The sequence below is a fragment of the Catenulispora sp. MAP12-49 genome (assembly GCF_041262705.1).
GTDB lineage: Bacteria > Actinomycetota > Actinomycetes > Streptomycetales > Catenulisporaceae > Catenulispora.
Genome location: NZ_JBGCCP010000013.1, coordinates 202,487 through 219,062 on the forward strand (window position 1 = coordinate 202,487; position 16,576 = coordinate 219,062).

General features: G+C 70.0%; 14 protein-coding genes. 10 read left to right on the forward strand and 4 right to left on the reverse strand.

Going from position 1 to position 16,576, the window contains the following annotated elements; translation table 11 throughout:
* The first annotated feature begins 20 nt into the window (after positions 1-20).
* From ABIA35_RS23945 to ABIA35_RS23975, 7 genes are all read left to right on the forward strand, one after another.
* On the forward strand, positions 21-1,307 hold the full coding sequence (locus ABIA35_RS23945) for a DUF1800 family protein (protein ID WP_370359376.1): 1,287 nt from the start codon (positions 21-23) through the stop codon (positions 1,305-1,307).
* A 63-nt stretch (positions 1,308-1,370) separates the two neighbouring features.
* A complete protein-coding gene (locus ABIA35_RS23950; RefSeq protein WP_370359377.1) occupies positions 1,371-2,702 on the forward strand; it encodes a DUF1501 domain-containing protein in 1,332 nt (443 codons plus the stop codon).
* Positions 2,703-2,816: 114 nt separating this feature from the next.
* Positions 2,817-3,410: a sigma-70 family RNA polymerase sigma factor gene (locus ABIA35_RS23955; RefSeq protein ID WP_370340671.1), complete on the forward strand. Its 594-nt coding sequence runs from the start codon at positions 2,817-2,819 to the stop codon at positions 3,408-3,410.
* Complete coding sequence (locus tag ABIA35_RS23960) at positions 3,403-4,794, forward strand: hypothetical protein (RefSeq protein ID WP_370359378.1); 1,392 nt, start codon at positions 3,403-3,405, stop codon at positions 4,792-4,794. The genes ABIA35_RS23955 and ABIA35_RS23960 overlap by 8 nt, the downstream gene beginning before the upstream one ends.
* A gap of 244 nt (positions 4,795-5,038) precedes the next feature.
* The gene (gene dxs / locus ABIA35_RS23965; RefSeq protein ID WP_370359379.1) at positions 5,039-6,988 is read left to right on the forward strand and encodes a 1-deoxy-D-xylulose-5-phosphate synthase; all 1,950 of its coding nucleotides are present in this window, start codon (positions 5,039-5,041) and stop codon (positions 6,986-6,988) included.
* Positions 6,989-7,077: 89 nt separating this feature from the next.
* Positions 7,078-8,763: an ArnT family glycosyltransferase gene (locus ABIA35_RS23970; RefSeq protein WP_370359380.1), complete on the forward strand. Its 1,686-nt coding sequence runs from the start codon at positions 7,078-7,080 to the stop codon at positions 8,761-8,763.
* An 18-nt stretch (positions 8,764-8,781) separates the two neighbouring features.
* Positions 8,782-9,915 carry a winged helix DNA-binding domain-containing protein gene (locus ABIA35_RS23975; RefSeq protein WP_370359381.1) on the forward strand — a complete coding sequence of 378 codons (1,134 nt, stop codon included), beginning with the start codon at positions 8,782-8,784 and terminating at the stop codon, positions 9,913-9,915.
* Positions 9,916-9,948: 33 nt separating this feature from the next.
* On the opposite strand, the gene ABIA35_RS23980 is transcribed toward ABIA35_RS23975, so the two are convergent.
* From ABIA35_RS23980 to ABIA35_RS23995, 4 genes are all read right to left on the reverse strand, one after another.
* Complete coding sequence (locus tag ABIA35_RS23980; protein WP_370340676.1) at positions 9,949-10,695, reverse strand: DUF427 domain-containing protein; 747 nt, start codon at positions 10,693-10,695, stop codon at positions 9,949-9,951.
* A gap of 59 nt (positions 10,696-10,754) precedes the next feature.
* The gene (locus ABIA35_RS23985; RefSeq protein ID WP_370340677.1) at positions 10,755-11,489 is read right to left on the reverse strand and encodes an alanyl-tRNA editing protein; all 735 of its coding nucleotides are present in this window, start codon (positions 11,487-11,489) and stop codon (positions 10,755-10,757) included.
* 115 nt (positions 11,490-11,604) lie between these two features.
* Complete coding sequence (locus ABIA35_RS23990; protein WP_370359382.1) at positions 11,605-11,844, reverse strand: heavy-metal-associated domain-containing protein; 240 nt, start codon at positions 11,842-11,844, stop codon at positions 11,605-11,607.
* Positions 11,844-12,680: a phosphatase PAP2 family protein gene (locus ABIA35_RS23995; RefSeq protein ID WP_370359418.1), complete on the reverse strand. Its 837-nt coding sequence runs from the start codon at positions 12,678-12,680 to the stop codon at positions 11,844-11,846. The genes ABIA35_RS23990 and ABIA35_RS23995 overlap by 1 nt, the downstream gene beginning before the upstream one ends.
* A gap of 374 nt (positions 12,681-13,054) precedes the next feature.
* On the opposite strand from ABIA35_RS23995, the gene ABIA35_RS24000 reads away from it, so the two are divergent.
* The 3 genes from ABIA35_RS24000 to ABIA35_RS24010 are packed head-to-tail and all read left to right on the forward strand — an operon-like array spanning position 13,055 to position 16,532.
* Complete coding sequence (locus ABIA35_RS24000) at positions 13,055-14,422, forward strand: glutamine synthetase family protein (protein WP_370359383.1); 1,368 nt, start codon at positions 13,055-13,057, stop codon at positions 14,420-14,422.
* 7 nt (positions 14,423-14,429) lie between these two features.
* On the forward strand, positions 14,430-15,170 hold the full coding sequence (locus ABIA35_RS24005) for a gamma-glutamyl-gamma-aminobutyrate hydrolase family protein (protein WP_370340680.1): 741 nt from the start codon (positions 14,430-14,432) through the stop codon (positions 15,168-15,170).
* A 3-nt stretch (positions 15,171-15,173) separates the two neighbouring features.
* Positions 15,174-16,532, forward strand: a complete 1,359-nt coding sequence (locus tag ABIA35_RS24010; RefSeq protein ID WP_370359384.1) for an aldehyde dehydrogenase — start codon at positions 15,174-15,176, stop codon at positions 16,530-16,532.
* The last annotated feature ends 44 nt before the right edge of the window (positions 16,533-16,576 follow it).

Consider the following 16,576-nt stretch of genomic DNA (forward strand, 5'->3'; position numbering starts at 1 on the left):
CCCTCCCCGATTCTGGGGGTGTGAGCATCGACCAGAACAGATCCGCCGTCGCGCACTTGTTGCGGCGGGCCGGGTTCGGCGCGAGCGGAGCGGAGATCGACGCCGCCGCCAAGGCCGGGTACGAGGCGACCGTGACCGCGCTGCTGGCGCCGGCGGGTGCCGATCCCGGTGCCGCGGCCACGCCGATGCCGGACTTCCCGGCGATGAAGGTGGCCAAGAAGGGTTCCGCGCCGGACGACTACCGGATGGTGGGGTGGTGGCTGGCGCGCATGGCCGCGGTCACCCAGCCGCTTGCGGAGAAACGCACCTTCTTCCTCCACGGGCACTTCGCCACCTCCGTCCAGAAGGTGAAGAGCCCCGGCTTCATGCTCGAGCAGAACCAGACCATGCGGACGCTCGGCGGCGGTGACTTCGGCGCGCTCGCCCACGCGATGGTGCGGGACCCGGCGATGATGCTGTGGCTGGACAGTGCCGGCAACACGAGCAAGGCGCCGAACGAGAACCTGGCGCGCGAGCTGATGGAGCTGTTCACGCTCGGCGTCGGCAACTACACCGAGGACGACGTCCGGGCCGGTGCTCGCGCTCTCACCGGCTGGCGGCTGGACGCCGGCGGCAAGGCGACGCTGGTGCCCAGGCTGCACGACGACACCCCCAAGACCATCCTGGGCAAGACGGCCGACTTCGACGACACCTCGTTCGTCGACTGGATCCTGCAGCAGCCGGCCTCGCCGAAGTTCGTCACCGGCCGCTTCTGGGACCGTTTCGGCATGCCCGGCCCGATCCCGGCCGACGTCTCCGGCCGCCTGCTGGCCGCCTACGGTCCGAACCGCGACGTCACCGCGCTTCTCAGAGCCCTGTTCCTGGACCCGGTCTTCCGCGGCCCGCAGGCGCGCTACGCCTTGGTGAAACAGCCGACCGAGTACGTCGTCGGCGTTCTCAGAGCCCTGAACATCAAGGTGGACGCGAGCCAGGACGCCAAGGACGCGGCAGCCCTGCGCACCGCCCTCGACGGCCTGGGGCAGATGCCCTTCTACCCGCCGAACGTCGGCGGCTGGCCGGAGGGCACGGCCTGGCTGACCACGGCCGCGGCGCAGACCCGGTTCGTCTTCGCGCAGTGGGCCGTGGCCAAGGGCGACCTGTCGCAGGTCCAGAACAGCAGCCCGTCGCAGCGGATCGACGCCGTCGCGCACCTGCTCGGGGTGGACGCGTTCAGCGACCGGAGCACGGCCGCCCTCACCGAGGTCGTCGCCGACCCCCGGCAACTGGTCACCCTGGCGCTGATCGCGCCGGAGTACCTCGCCAACTGACGGCCGACGGCACCGGCAGCACCGACGGCACCGACAGCACCGACGGAACCTAAGGATTCGACCATGGACACAGTGACCCGCCGCCGCTTCCTGGAGTTGTCCGGCGTCATGTCCACCGGCGCGTTCGCGGCGGCCTGCTCCAGCTCGCACGGCCACCCGGTGGGCGCCCCGAAGCTGACCCCGAGCGGCCCGCAGACCTCCGGCGCGCAGCTCGGCGCGGCCGCGCAGCACGCGCCGCTGGCGCCGGGCCAGGGCGTCCTGGTCCTGGTGACGCTCTACGGCGGCAACGACGGCCTCAACACGGTCATCCCGTACGCCGACCCGGCCTACAACTCCTCCCGCCCCGATCTGGCCTACAGCGCGAGCCAGGTGCTCGACCTGGGCGAGGGCCTGGGCTTCAACCCGGCGATGACCGGCCTGCACCAGATGTGGCAGCGCAAGCTGTGCGCGGTGGTCCGCGGCGTCGGCTATCCGCAGCCGAACCACAGCCACTTCGTCTCCATGGACATCTGGCAGACCGCCACGCCCGGCGACCCCACCAACTCCGGCTGGCTCGGCCGCTGGCTCGACGCCCAGCCCGACGACCAGATGCGGGCCCTGAAAGCGGTCTCCGTCGGCGGCACGCTCCCGCCGCTGCTCGGCGGGACCAAAACCGCGGGAAGCTCGCTGCCGATCGGCCAGTTCCGGCTGCCCAAGCCCGGACCGCTGGACACCGGCTTCACGGGGCTGGGGCAGCCGTCGGCGCAGGACTCCGCCGTGGCCGCGTACGCCGCCCGGGACGTCGCCGACCTGTTCACCGTCGCCAAGACCTTCACCCCGGCGCTGGCCTCGGCGGCCGACGCCGCGGGAGCCAAGGGAGCCGCGGGCGCCAAGGGCACGAAGGGAGCCAAGGCCGCCGCCCCCGCCAAGGCCGCCAAGAGCTCAGCGCTGGCTCAACAGCTGGACATCGTCGCCGAGTGCATCAACGCCTCGGTCCCGACCCGCGTCTACAGCGTCAGCCTCGGCGGCTTCGACACGCACAGTGCCGAGAAGGGCACGCAGTCGGACCTGTGGGGCGAGGTCGACAAGGCGGTCGTCGACTTCCAGAACGCCATCGCCGCCGGACCGCACGGCAAGAACGTCGTCACGATGCTGTACACCGAGTTCGGCCGCCGGGTGCGGGCCAACGCCAACCAGGGCACCGACCACGGCACCGCCGGTCCGGTCCTGCTCCTCGGCGAGCCGGTGAACGGCGGCTTCTACGGCGCGCAGCCCTCGCTGACCGACCTGGACGACGGCGACCTGAAGTTCAGCACCGACTTCCGCAGCGTCTACGCCACCGTGCTGGACAAGGTCCTCGGCGCCGACCCGGCGCAGATCCTCGGGCAGGACCAACCCCGCATCGCCTTCCTGTGACGGTCGGCGGTCGGGCAGGTTTCTTCCCGACCGTGCAACCGGGCCCCGCACTCGCCGGTGTCTTTCCCAGACGCGGTGATCAGAACGCCGGGCGAGACAGAAGGCGGGGGCGGGGTGGCCGATTCACGAAGCACAGACTTCGGAGTGTTCTACGCGGCGACGGTGAATCGTGTGGCCGGGTACTTGTACGTCGTGCTCGGCGACAGGGCCGAGGCTGAGGACGCGGCGCATGAAGCGTATGCGCGGGCCTGGCAGCGCTGGTCCAAGGTCCGCGACTACGACGATCCCGAGGCGTGGGTGCGGACGGTCGCGTACCGGGTCGCGGTGAACTCCTGGCGCAAGGCGAAGAACCGCCTTGTCGCGCATCGCCGGAGCGAGAGTGTCGGCCGGCGAGACCATGCGGATCCCTCTGGGCTCTCGAGCGATCGTCTCGTGCTTGTCGAGGCGCTGCGGAAGATTCCCCGGGAGCAGCGGCAGGCCTTGGTGCTGTTCTACGTGCAGGGCCTCAGTATCGCGGAGATCGCGCACGAGACCGGTGCGCCGCCGAACACCGTCAAAGCGCGGCTCGCTCGCGGGCGGAAGGCTGTCGCTCCCTATGTCTCGGAGCTCAGCGACGATGCCGACGCCGACGCCGAGCGAGCCGCTACGACGCCTTCTGCGAAATCCGCCGGTGCCAAGTCCGGAAAGGAAGTGATCTCCAATGCCTGAGAACCTCGTTTCAGCTCTTGAGGCCCTGGTCGCCGACGGCCGGGAGCGAGTCCGTCCGCTTCCGGAAGCGTCGGTCGTCGCGCGCGGCCGGTCGCGGCAGAGGCGGCAGCGTCTCACCGTTGTCACGTCGGCGGTCGGTGTCGTCGCGGTCACCGCCGGGCTCGCGATGGGGATCACCGGGAGCGGGTCCGCCGCGCCGGCGAACCCTGTGCCGACGCCTGTGCCGAAGCCGGTCGTGGCACCGCTCGACGCGAGTTTGTTCCTCGCCGGCCCCGACCTTCCCGACGAGTCCACGTTCCAGTGGAAGGTGGCGCCGAATCCGGGGCGGACCGATGACGGGCTCGAATACCCGATCTGCGGGACCGGTGGGGCGAAGGGGCCGGTGACCGCGCTGCGCGCCGAGCGGGCGCGCACCTTTCTGTACTCGTCGACCGAGACGATGAGTGACAGCAGCGAGACCCTCTATCAGTACCCGTCCGAGGCCGCCGCGCGGGCCGACTACACGGCGCTCGTGCCTGACGCGGCCGTGTGCGCACAGCATCCCATCGCCGGTTCCGGGGCGGGAGGCGACGACGGCCGCCTGACCGCGTCGACGACCGACGGTTTCGCCTGGGTGCAGACCGCTCCGTTGCCGGGGCCTCCGGCGCCTTCCATGACTGAGCACATCATGGTCGTCCTGTCCGGGACCACGATCGGGGTCTACGGCTACGTCGACAGTGCTGAGAAGACGATGCCGCAGTACAACACGGCCGACGATCCGCAGGCGCTGGCGCGGATGGCCGCGAGCCTGCGGAATCCGGGCTCCGGCCAGGTGTCGGGCCCGGCGCCGGCTCCGAGTAGCGCCTTCCTTGCCGCCGCGCAGATTCCGTTCGGGACCGGTCCGGGAGCCGATCATGGCTGGACGCAGTTGCCGGTGGTGCCTGCGGTCAGCGGAAAGGCGGCCGCGGTCAGTCTGTGCGGGTCGGATTTCACGGATGTCGTCGGCGGGGTCGGGTCGACCGAGGCGACGCGCGCGTTCGAGGCACCGACGGGGCCGGCCGGGGCGGCTGGACCTGACGCGCACGAGGTCATCCATTCGTTCCCGGACGCCCGGTCGGCGTCGGCGGCCTTCACTCAGGCACAGAAGCTCATCGGGCCTCAGCAGTGCCACAAGAGCGACCCGGGTGGCATGAGCTACGACTACAGCGTCGCGGCCGGGGTGGTCATCGGGTCCGGCTACTCGACGCGGATCAACGACGGAACGGCCGGGACCACCCACGAGTTCATCGTGGTCAAGGGGACGTATGTGGCTCAGTTGACCGTCATCTTCAGTAACCCCCAGCCTGCCGGGGCCCAGGGCGACACCGCGCAGATCCTTGCCCAGATGGCAGCGAGGCTGCCGTAGCCGGGAGCCGGGAGCCGGCGGCGTCGGCCGGGGGGTCTCCCCGGCCGACGCCGCCGACGTCTGTTCGAACCGCCGTTCGTCTGGCGCTCGGCGGAGAGCCGCATTCGGGTGAACACCCTGCGCGGGCCATGTGAAGATCATGTAGAAGGAGGCGGGAAGCGCCAGGGCGGCGCTCAGGCCAGGCTTAGACTCTCTGCCGTATAACTGGAAGCCCGGAGCGTCGTTTCAACTGAAGGAGGATCGGGTGGCACTGCTGGAGGCGATCCAGGGTCCGCGCGATCTGGACAAGCTCAGCTCCGAGCAGCTCGCTGAGCTCGCCTCGGAGATCCGCGCTTATCTGATCCCGACCGTGGCGAAGACGAGCGGGCACATCGGCCCGAACCTGGGAGTGGTGGAGCTCACCATCGCTTTGCACCGGGTCTTCGACTCGCCCAAGGACACCATCCTGTGGGACGTCGGCCATCAGGCCTACGTGCACAAACTCCTCACCGGCCGCCAGGACCTGTCCTCGCTGCGGCACTCCGGCGGCCTGTCGGGCTACCCGGCCCGCGCCGAGTCCGAGCACGATGTGATCGAGAACTCGCACGCCTCCACCGCGCTGGCCTACGCCGACGGCATCGCCAAGGCGCACCAGGTGCGCGGCGTCACCGACCGCCAGGTGGTGGCGGTGATCGGGGACGGCGCCCTGACCGGCGGCATGGCCTGGGAGGCGCTGAACAACATCGCCGCGGCCAAGGACCGCCCGGTGATCATCGTGGTCAACGACAACGAGCGCTCCTACTCCCCGACCATCGGCGGGCTGGCCGACCACCTGGCGACCCTGCGCACGACGCAGGGCTACGAGCGCTTCCTGGAGTGGGGCCGGGGCATGCTCGGCCGCACCCCGGTGATCGGCGCCCCGCTGTACGAGGCGCTGCACGGCGTCAAGAAGGGCCTGAAGGACGTCGTCGCCCCGCAGGGGATGTTCGAGGACCTGGGCCTGAAGTACGTCGGCCCGGTCGACGGCCACGACCTCGCCGGCATGGAGGCCGCGCTGCGCCGGGCCCGGCACTACGGCGGCCCGGTGATCGTGCACGCGATCACCCGCAAGGGCGAGGGCTACCCGGCCGCCCGCAACAACGTCAACGACCAGCTGCACCAGGTCGCCGTGGACAGCGACCCGGAGACCGGCCAGCCGCTGGTCCCGGCCGGCAAGTCCTGGACCTCGGTGTTCGCCGACGAGATGGTCAAGATCGGCGCCGAGCGCGAGGACGTGGTCGGCATCACCGCCGCCATGCTGCACCCGGTGGGCCTGGCCAAGTTCGCCGAGCGCTTCCCGGACCGGATCTTCGACGTCGGCATCGCCGAGCAGCACGCGGTGACCTCCGCGGCCGGCATGGCCTACGCCGGCCTGCACCCGGTGGTGGCGATCTACGCGACCTTCCTCAACCGGGCCTTCGACCAGGTCCTGATGGACGCCGCGCTGCACAACGCCGGTGTGACCTTCGTCGCCGACCGGGCCGGGGTCACCGGCAACGACGGCGCCAGCCACAACGGCATGTGGGACATGTCGATCTTCCAGGTGGTGCCCCGGCTGCGCATCGCCGCCCCGCGCGACGGCGCCCAGCTGCGGGCCCAGCTGCGCGAGGCGGTGGCCGTGGACGACGCCCCGACCATGATCCGCTTCTCCAAGGGCGCGGTCTGCCAGGACATCCCGGCGGTGGCCAAGGCCGGCTCGATGGACGTGCTGCGGACCACCGCGGGTACCGGGCTGGCCCCGGACGTGCTGATCGTCAGCGTCGGGGCGATGGCGCAGGTCTGCCTGGACGTCGCCGAGCGGCTGGCCGACCAGGGCATCGGGGCCACCGTGGTGGACCCGCGCTGGGTCAAGCCGGTGGACCCGGCGGTGGTGATGCTGGCCGCCGAGCACCGGCTGGTGGTCACGGTCGAGGACAACGTCCGGGTCGGCGGCGTGGGCTGCGTGGTGGCCCAGGCGCTGCGGGACGCCGGCGTGCACACCCCGCTGCGCGACTTCGGCATCCCGGCGGAGTTCCTGGACCACGCCAACCGCGGCGAGGTGCTGGAGGAGATCGGCCTGACCGGGCAGCGCGTCGCGCACGAGGTCCTCGGTCTGGTCGCCGGGCTCGGCAGCAAGGCGTCGGCCGACGGCGCCGCTTCGTCCAACGGCTCGGCACCCAAAGTAACAGCACGGTAGCAGCCTGCTGACTTTAGGGGGTTACCTCCCCGGCCACCGTTGCGTGGGAGGTAACCTCTCTTTCATGGGCGGCGAGGCGTAACAAGGCGATGGTCGCGACAGACGCTCCCACCCGAACCGGGCCGGGCCTGAACGGGCCTCCTGATCCGGAGCCCTCAGGCGTTCGAAGACTCTGGTGTTCCGCCCGCTTCCAACGGCTCTGGAACACCCCCCAGGCCTCGTGGACACGTGTCGTCCTTCTGTTCTTCGCAGTCGCCACCATCACCCACCTTCCGGGCTTCAGCCGCACCTTCTGGAACCCCGATGAGGGTTTCCTGGCCACCCAGGCCCGCGCGCTGAACACCGAGAACGGGCAGTTCTACCAGATCATCGTCGACCGAAAGCCGCCCCTGCTGCCGTACGTCTACGCCTGGGTGTTCCGGCTCGTCGGCGACCACGGCCTGTCCACGCTGGTGGTGATCCGGGCGCTGGCGATCTGCGTCCACGTCGTCACCGCGATCCTGATCACCCAGATCGCCAAGCGCCGCTTCGGCCGGCACGGCGTCTGGGCCGGGCTGCTGTACCTGCTCGGCTCGGCGGGCCTCGCGCCGGAGGACTCCCAGGCGGCCTCGTTCGAGGTCTTCATGCTGCCGTGGACCTGCGCGGCCTTCCTGCTCGCCGACAGCGCCCGCCGACATCCCCGGCGGGCCATCCCGCTGCTGGGCGGCTCCGGCGTCGCGGCGGCGCTGGCCACGCTCACCAAGCAGACCGCGGGCGTCACGATGCTCCCGGTGGCCTGGCGGGCCTGGAAGGACCAGCGCTGGAAGGGCCTGGTCGTGATCATCCCGGCGTTCATCCTGCCCATCGTGGGAGTGGCGCTGTGGGTCGGCTTCGGCGACTTCTTCTTCTGGGTGTTCACCGGCAACAGCGGCTATCTGACCTCGCTGGGCTCGTTCGGCACGATCATGGCGAGGTTCTGGGCGAACTTCGGGATCTTCATCGGCGCCTCGGCCGCGGCCTTCCTGGCGATCACGTACATGACGGCCCGCAACGGCATCTTCAAGGCCGACGCCGACCTGTGGCTGTGGCTGGCCGGTTCGGCGATCGGGGTCTCCAGCGGATTCCACTTCTTCGGCCACTACTTCCTGCAGATGCTTCCGCCGCTGGTGATCCTGGCCACCGGCGCGCTGCACCGCAACGGCTCGCGGCTGCGCTGGACCATGCTCGGGGTCACGGCCACGACCGCGACACTGTTCCTCACGCTGGCGTTCACCTGGCCGCGCACCGACATGGAACACGACTGGGAGGTCGCCCAGGAGGTGCAGAAGATCGCCGGCGCGGGCCGCTCGGAGCCGATCATCGTCTGGGGCATGGACCCCTCGATCTACTTCATGTCCGGGCAGATCCCGGCCAGCCGGTTCATCACCGCCGGTTTCCTGTCCGGCTTCGCCGGCGGCGGCGACCAGGACAAGGTCGCGCCGATCGTCTACACGCCGACCAGCCCGATCGTGGGCATGGCGCAGGACATCCTGAACCTGCAGAAGAAGGGGCAGGAGCCGGAGCTGTTCGTGGACGACTCCTGGGGCAAGCCGTACCAGCCCAAGGACATCCACGTCATCTCGGACCTGGTCAACAACTACTACACGTTCACAAAGGGCGTGGACCACACCTTCATCTGGAAGCTGAAGAACCCGGAGGGCCTGCGCGTGTGGGCCCAGACGATAGTCGACAAAGGGATGCAGGACGTGTGGGACAAGAACCAGTGGGACTTCCTCAACCCGCCGACGGACAACTGAGCGGCCATAATCGACGGTATGGCGCCGACCACACTCACCCGGGACACGCTGAACCGCACCCTGCTGGCCCGCCAGCATCTGCTGACCCCGCACAGCGGCTCGCTGTCCGAGACGGTCGAGGCGATCGGCGCGATCCAGGCCCAGTACTGGCCGGCCGTCGCGGTCTCGCTGTTCACCCGCAACGACGGCGCCACCCTGGAGTCGGTCTACGACGCCTTCGAGCGCCGCGAACTGGTCGTCGGCTCCTCGATCCGGGGCACGGTGCACGCCGTCAGCCGCGCCGAGCACCCGCTGTACGCGGCCGTGTCGGAGGCCACCAACGCCGACGTGCTCACCGCCAAGGCCGAGGCCAAGGATCCCGGCCTGCACGAACTGCGCGCGGCGGTTCTGAAGTTCGCCGCCGACCAGCCGCGCAGTGCTGCGGAGTTCGCGGACTTCGCCGCGAAGTGGGCGGCGGACAACCCGGGTCGCATGTCGGCGCCCAACCTGGAGTACCACGAGTCGCGCAGCTGGCGGCCGATCTACCGCAGCAACGCCCTGATCCGCTTCCCGGCGGACGGGAACTGGGCCCCGGCCACCGGCCCCAAGACGTACCTGTACTCGCCGGAACGGGCCGCCGATCCGGACGCGGCGATCGCCTCGCTGGTGCACCGGCACCTCGCGGCGTTCGGCCCGGCCGCCGCCGACGACGTCGCGGTGTGGCTCGGGCTGAAGGTCACGCGCGCCCGCGGCATCCTCGAAGGCTTCGACGACCTGGTCGCCTACACCGACGAGGCCGGCCGCACGCTCTACGACGTCCCGGACGGCGAGATCACCGACGCCGAGGTGAAGGCCCCGCCGCGCCTGCTGCCGCGCTTCGACAGCATCCTGCTCGCGCACAACGCGAAGCACCGGCAGCGGATCATCTCCCGCGAGTACTGGGAGCGGGTGTACAACGGCAAGAACCTGCAGATCCTGCCGTCTTTCCTGGTCGGCGGCTACATCGCGGGGATCTGGTCGGTGGAGGCGAAGAAGAAGCTGGCGACGCTGACGCTGGAGCCGTTCCACAAGCTGGGGAAGGCCGACGCCAGGGCGCTGACGGCAGAGGCGGAGCGGGTGCTGCGGTTGCAGGCACCGGACTCCGCCTCGTACGCCGTCGAGTTCACCGGCTAGATGTCTGCCCGGTGATCTTGGGAACGGGAACTCTCAGTACCGGGACTTCGGCCGCTCCTGCAGCACCCCGTCGAGGTAGATGTCGACCTTCTCGTTGTAGACCGCGGCCAGGCCGGTGATCTTCTGCACCTCCGGGAACGGCGTCCGGTAGCCCCAGATGAGGTCGGTGTGGAGCTTGTCGCCGACCTGGACCGACCAGTACGTCGCCGCGCCCTTGTAGGGGCAGTGCGTGACGGACTCCGACGGCCGCAGGATGTCCTGGTTCAGCGCGGTGATCGGCACGTAGTAGCGCGGCGGCAGCCCGGTCTCGAACAGGATCATGCTGCCCGGCGAGTCGGCCAGGACCACGCCGTCCAGCTCGGCGCGGAAGTGGCGGGTGCTGGCCAGGACGTCGATGCGGCTGTAGGGGTCGCGCGGGTGCGTGTAGACCGGCTCGTCCTCCTCGAACCAGTCGAAGGCGTCGAAGTCGAACCGGACCGCGTCCCGCAGCTCCTCCAGCGGCGACTCCGGGACCGTGCGCGCCTTGCCGGCCGCCGTGGCACCGCCGATCAGGACGTCGTGCACCTGCGCGTCGCCGCGGCTCGGCGAGTGCTCGGACTCCCCGGTGGGCTTCAGCTCGGCCAGGACGTCCTTCGCCGGGACGTAGTAGGTCGGGTAGAACGGCTTCTCCCAGACGAGCAGCGGCCTCAGCGTGTCCGCCACCAGCCGGTTGTCCAGATAAAGCCGAACGCGCTTGGCGCCGGTCTCCACTTTCACGCGCCCGCGGGCGTCTGTCCCCATGATCCTGCCGCCTCTCGGACCGATCACCTTCAGATCAGTCGCACTCAGATCAGTCACACTCAGTCACGGATGGCGATGCGCAAGCGCCGGAAGCCCTTGCCTTTGTTCTCCACCTTCAACACCTCGATCTTGCCGATCCATCTCGTCGATTCGACATGGGTTCCGCCATCCGCCTGAGTGTCCAGGCCCACGATGTCGACGATCCGCACTTCCTCCAGCTCCGGCGGCACGAGGTTGGTGGCGGTGCGGATGATGTCGGGGATGGCGAAGGCCTCCTCGCGCGGCAGCACCTTCACGTCGATGCGGCGGTCCTGGTCCACCTCGACGTTGCAGGCGGCCTCGACCGTGGCTTTGAAGTCCGGCGGCACCTCGGGCAGGTTGAAGTCCATGCGGGCCGTCCCCGGCTCCATGTTCCCGCCGGTGACCAGGGCGCCGAAGTCGCGGAAGACGACGCCGGAGAGCAGGTGCAGCCCGGAGTGGGTGCGCATGAGCCAGGTGCGGCGCTCGTCGTCGAGCGCGCCGCGCACGGCGGTGCCCGCGGGCGGCAGCGGGTCCTCGTCGTGCGGGATCAGGACGAGGTCGTCGTCCTTGCGGGCCCCGACGATCCGGGTCCGCACCCCGCCCCACACCAGGACGCCCTCGTCCGGCGGCTGGCCGCCCCCGCCGGGGTAGAAGGCGGAACGGTCCAGGACCAGGCCCTCGGCGTCGGACCGCAGGACGGTCGCGTCCCATTCGCGCAGGGTCTGGTCGTCGAGGTCGAGGCGCTGGGTGTGCAGATGCGGAGTCGCCGTCATGCTGCCGAAGCGTAGTCCGGGGGCCGCCGCCGGCGGCGGATGCTTCGGGCGCGAGCTGCGGGCCAATCGCGGATGAGTGGCCCGGTGCCGCTGGCCGGCCTGCCGGGGGAGGCGCTCAGACCAGCTGGTAGCCGGCGTCCTCGATGGCGTCGCGCACCGCGGTGATCTCCAGCGGACCGTCGCTGGTCACCACCGCGCGCTTGCCCGCCAGGTCGATCTCGACGGCGTGCACGCCCGGCAGCGCGCTCAGCGCCTCGGTGACGGCCGCGCTGCAGTGCCCGCAGCTCATGCCCAGCACGCCGTAGGCGACGGTGGTGGGGACCGTGTTGGCCCCGGTTTCGGCGACGGCGGTCATCAGGTGCTCCTGGCAAGCTCGGGTTCGGTTGGCTCCGCCGAGGCTACGCGCGGGGCGCGGATCACCCCGACGCCACGCCGGACCCCGGCCTGGATTCCCGCCGAAAGGAGGAGCAGCGCCACGCCGACGATCCCGTCGGCCCAGTAGTGGTTCGCGGTGGCCAGCACGACGGTGATGGTCAGCACCGTGTGCAGCGGCCCGATCCAGCGCCACTTGCTGGAGGAGACCCGCCAGACCGTCCAGCCGACCAGTACCGCCCAGATCACGTGCACCGACGGCATCGCCGAGAGCTGGTCGGGGGAGTCGGCGTTCATCGGGCCGTAGACCGACTGGTGGAAGTACAGCGCGGTGTCGACCAGGTGGGCCTTGTCGATCATCCGCGGCGGAGCCACCGGGATCAGCTGGATCGCCAGGGCGAAGGCGGTCGCCATGGCCATCGTGGTCCGGGCCCGCGCATAGTGCTCGCGGTGCCGGACGAACATCCAGATCAAGAAAATGATCATGCACGTGAAGTGCATCGACGCGTAGTACAGGTTGAAGAACTTCACCACGGTCGGATGCGCCGGGAAGAACAGGTGCTGAATCCAGTGTTCGCTGGGCAGGAACAGGTCCCGCTCGGCGTCCCAGATCCAGGTGCCGCGAGCGATCGCCCCGTCCACCTTCATCACGGACAGCTGCCCCGCCACCTGCCACAAGCCGAACAGACCCAGCACGGTCCCCAGCTCCCGGGGGAACGGCATGTACTTCACCAGCACCGGCTTGCCGGAGAAGTACATCGCCGCGGCCAGCACGATGAGGACGCCGCACAGCCAGAAGGCCATCTGATAGGGCATCATCCAGTGCACGCGGGGCTCCAGCGAGGGTTCAGCACAGGTTCGGCGGGTTCGGCGGGTTCAGCGGGTTCGGCGGTGATCAGCTGTGATCGGGCTCAGCTTAACTCCAGCGGTACGCCGAGCGTCGGCCACGCTACCGGCCAGGCGGAGTCTGCCTCCGCCCGGGTCGGACCCCGCTTCGCCGCCGCCGCGCCACCGCGCCGAACCGGTGCGCACGCCCCCGAACAGCCCGTACCCGCACAATCACAACGGATCTTGACTGGAACCCCCGCCGCACACCAGGGTATGTGCCAGCACGTCGCAAACCTCTGTAAGTCACAAGGCCGCGGTCACCGTCTCCGTGCCCCGCCTTGCGTTGACCTTTAGGTAGGCACACTATGCCCCCGCGTTCCGGCATGCTCACTCTCCAGCAGCTCCGCGACCTCATATCGGTCGGCCGCGTAGACACCGTTCAGCTGGCCATGACCGATATGCAGGGCCGGCTGCAAGGAAAACGGTTGTCCGCGGAGTACTTCCTGGACGAGGTGGCCGCGCACGAGACGGAGGCCTGCAGCTACCTGCTGGGCGTGGACGTCGACATGAACACCGTCGACGGCTACGAGACCGCGAGCTGGGAGACCGGCTATGGCGACTTCGTCCTCAAGCCGGACCTGAGCACCCTGCGCAACGTTCCGTGGGAGCCGGGCTCCGCGCTGATTCTGGCCGACGTCGTCGACCACCACGACGCGCCGGTCGCGCAGAGCCCGCGCCAGATCCTGAAGAAGCAGCTGGCGCGGCTGGCCGAGCGCGGCTGGACCGCCTACGCCGGCACCGAGCTGGAGTTCATCGTCTTCGACGACTCCTACCAGGACGCCTGGCGCAAGGGCTACCGCGAGATGCAGCCCTCGGTCCACTACAACGGCGACTACTCGATGCTCGGCGGGTCGCTGGTCGAGCCGCTGCTCAAGCGGATCCGCACCGGCATGTCCGGCGCCGGCATGTACGTGGAGTCGGCCAAGGGCGAGTGCAACCTGGGCCAGCAGGAGATCGCCTTCCGCTACCGGGACGCGCTGACCACCTGCGACAACCACGTGATCTACAAGAACGGCGCCAAGACCATAGCCATGCAGGAGGGCAAGTCCCTCACGTTCATGGCGAAGTACGACCACCGCGAGGGCAACTCCTGCCACATCCACCTGAGCCTGCGCGGCCCCGGCGGCGAGACGGTGATGGCCGATCCGGAGCGGCCCAACGGCTTCTCGGAGATGATGGAGCACTTCCTGGCCGGGCAGCTGGCCTTCCTGCGGGACTTCACGTTGATGTACGCGCCGAACATCAACTCCTACAAGCGCTACGCGAACGGCTCCTTCGCCCCCACCGGCATCGCCTGGGGCCGCGACAACCGCACCTGCTCGATGCGGGTCGTGGGCCACGGCGAGTCGCTCCGTGTGGAGAACCGCGTGCCCGGCGGGGACGTGAACCCCTACCTGGCGGTCGCCGCGATGATCGCCGCCGGCCTGGCCGGGATCGACCGCGGCCTGAAGCTGCCGCCGGAGTTCACGGGGAACGCCTACGAAGCCGACATCCCGCGGGTGCCGGACATGCTCAGCGAGGCCGTCGACTACTTCTCCTGGAGCGAGCCCGCCCGGGAGGCCCTCGGCAACGACGTCGTCGAGCACTACATCACCATGGGCCGCGTGGAACTCGCGGCCTTCCAGTCGACCGTGACCGACTGGGAGCGATTCCGTTCCTTCGAAAGGATGTGAGGCCGCGATGCCGGCGCCTCTCATCGGACTGAGCATGTACCAGGAGACGGCTTCGTGGGGGGCGTGGAAGAACGTGCCCGCCTCGCTGCTCCCGCACGCGTACGTCGAGTCGGTGACCCGGGCCGGCGGGGTCCCGTTGCTGCTCCCGGAGCACCTGGAGCACGATTCGCAGGACCTCAGGGCCGAGGCCGAGGAGGTGGTCGCGGTCCTGCACGGCCTGATCCTGACCGGCGGCCCGGACATCGATCCGGCCGGCTACAACGCCGTGCGGCACCTGGACACCGACAGCCCGCGCAAAGGGCGCGACGCCTGGGAGTTCGCGCTCCTGGCCGCCGCCCTGGAGCGGAACGTCCCGGTGCTGGCCATCTGCCGCGGGTTCCAGCTGCTGAACGCCGCCCGCGGCGGCACGCTGCGCCAGCACCTGCCCGACGAGGCGGTGTTCGGCGACGCGCACCGCAAGCAGTTGGGCCAGTACGCGGCGGTGCGGATCGACCTGGATCCGGCGGCGCCTCCCGGACGCGTGATGGGCACCCAGATCATCGCCTGGTGCCACCACCATCAGGGCATCGACAAGCTGGGGGAGGGCCTGCAATCCTCGGGCAACGCCCCGGACGGCTTGATCGAGGCGGTGTGGATGCCCGAGAAGGACTACGTGGTCGGGGTGCAGTGGCACCCCGAGGAGGACAGCAAGCCGGAGCTCTTCCGCTCCCTGACCGACGCCGCGACCAGATACGCAAAAGGACGATAGCGCGTGTACGACCTGATCAACCCGGCCACCGGCGCGGTTTTCCACTCCCTGGAGATGACCTCCGCCGACGGCGTGGACGCGGCCGTCGGCCGGGCGCGCGAGGCCTTCCCGGCCTGGCGCGACGTCGCGCCGGCCGACCGGGCCCGGCTGCTGCGCCGGTTCGCCGAGCTCGTGGACTCCCACTCCGAGGAGCTCGCGCGCATCGAGGTGGAGAACGCCGGGCACACCATCTCCAACGCGCGCTGGGAAGCCGGCAACGTCCGCGACGTCCTCACGTACTACTCGGCGGCGCCGGAGCGACTGTTCGGCCGGCAGATCCCGGTCGCCGGCGGTCTGGACCTGACCGTCTCCGAGCCGCTCGGCGTGGTCGGCGTGATCGTGCCGTGGAACTTCCCGATGCCGATCGCCGCCTGGGGCTTCGCGCCGGCGCTGGCGGCCGGCAACACCGTGGTCCTCAAGCCCGCCGAGACCACGCCGCTGACCGCGCTGCGGCTGGCCGAGCTGGCGCTGGCGGCCGGGCTGCCGGAGGGCGTGCTGCAGGTCGTGCCGGGCTTCGGTGCCGAGGCCGGCGCGCGGCTGGTCGAGCACCCGGACGTCCGCAAGGTCGTGTTCACCGGCTCCTCGAAGGTCGGCCGCGAGATCATGGCGAAGTGCGCCGCGACGGTGAAGCGGGTGACGCTGGAGCTCGGCGGCAAGAGCCCGAACATCGTCTTCGCCGACGCGGACATCGAGAAGGCCGCCGCGTCCGCGCCCTACGGCGTCTTCGACAACGCGGGGCAGGACTGCTGCGCACGGTCCCGCATCTATGTCGAGGCCTCGGCGTACGACGAGTTCCTGGAGCACTTCCTGACCGCCTGCCGCGGCGTGGTGATCGGCGACCTGATGGACGACAAGACCGAGATGGGCCCGCTCATCTCCGCGGCGCAGAAGGCGCGGGTGTCCGGCTACGTCGACCGGGTTCCCGCCGGCCGCCTTGCCTACCAGGGCGAAGTCCCGGACACCGCAGGGTTCTGGTTCCCGCCGACCGTCCTCACCGGGGTCGCGCCGGACGATGAGATCCAGTGCGAGGAGGTCTTCGGCCCGGTGGTCACCGTGACGCCGTTCGCCGCCGAGGACGAGGCGGTGGCCGCCGCCAACGCTTCCGAGTACGGCCTGTCCGGCTCGATCTGGACCCGCGACCTGTCCCGCGCGCTGCGGGTCTCGCGGGCCGTCCAGGCCGGGAACCTGTCGGTGAACTCGAACTCCTCGGTGCGGTACTCCACGCCGTTCGGCGGATTCAAGCAGTCGGGCCTGGGCCGGGAGCTCGGACCGGACGCGCTGGCCGCGTTCACCGAGACCAAGAACATCTTCATCGCGCTGTGACCGTTGAGAAGCGTGAACACTCTGCAAACTCAGAAACTCAGAAC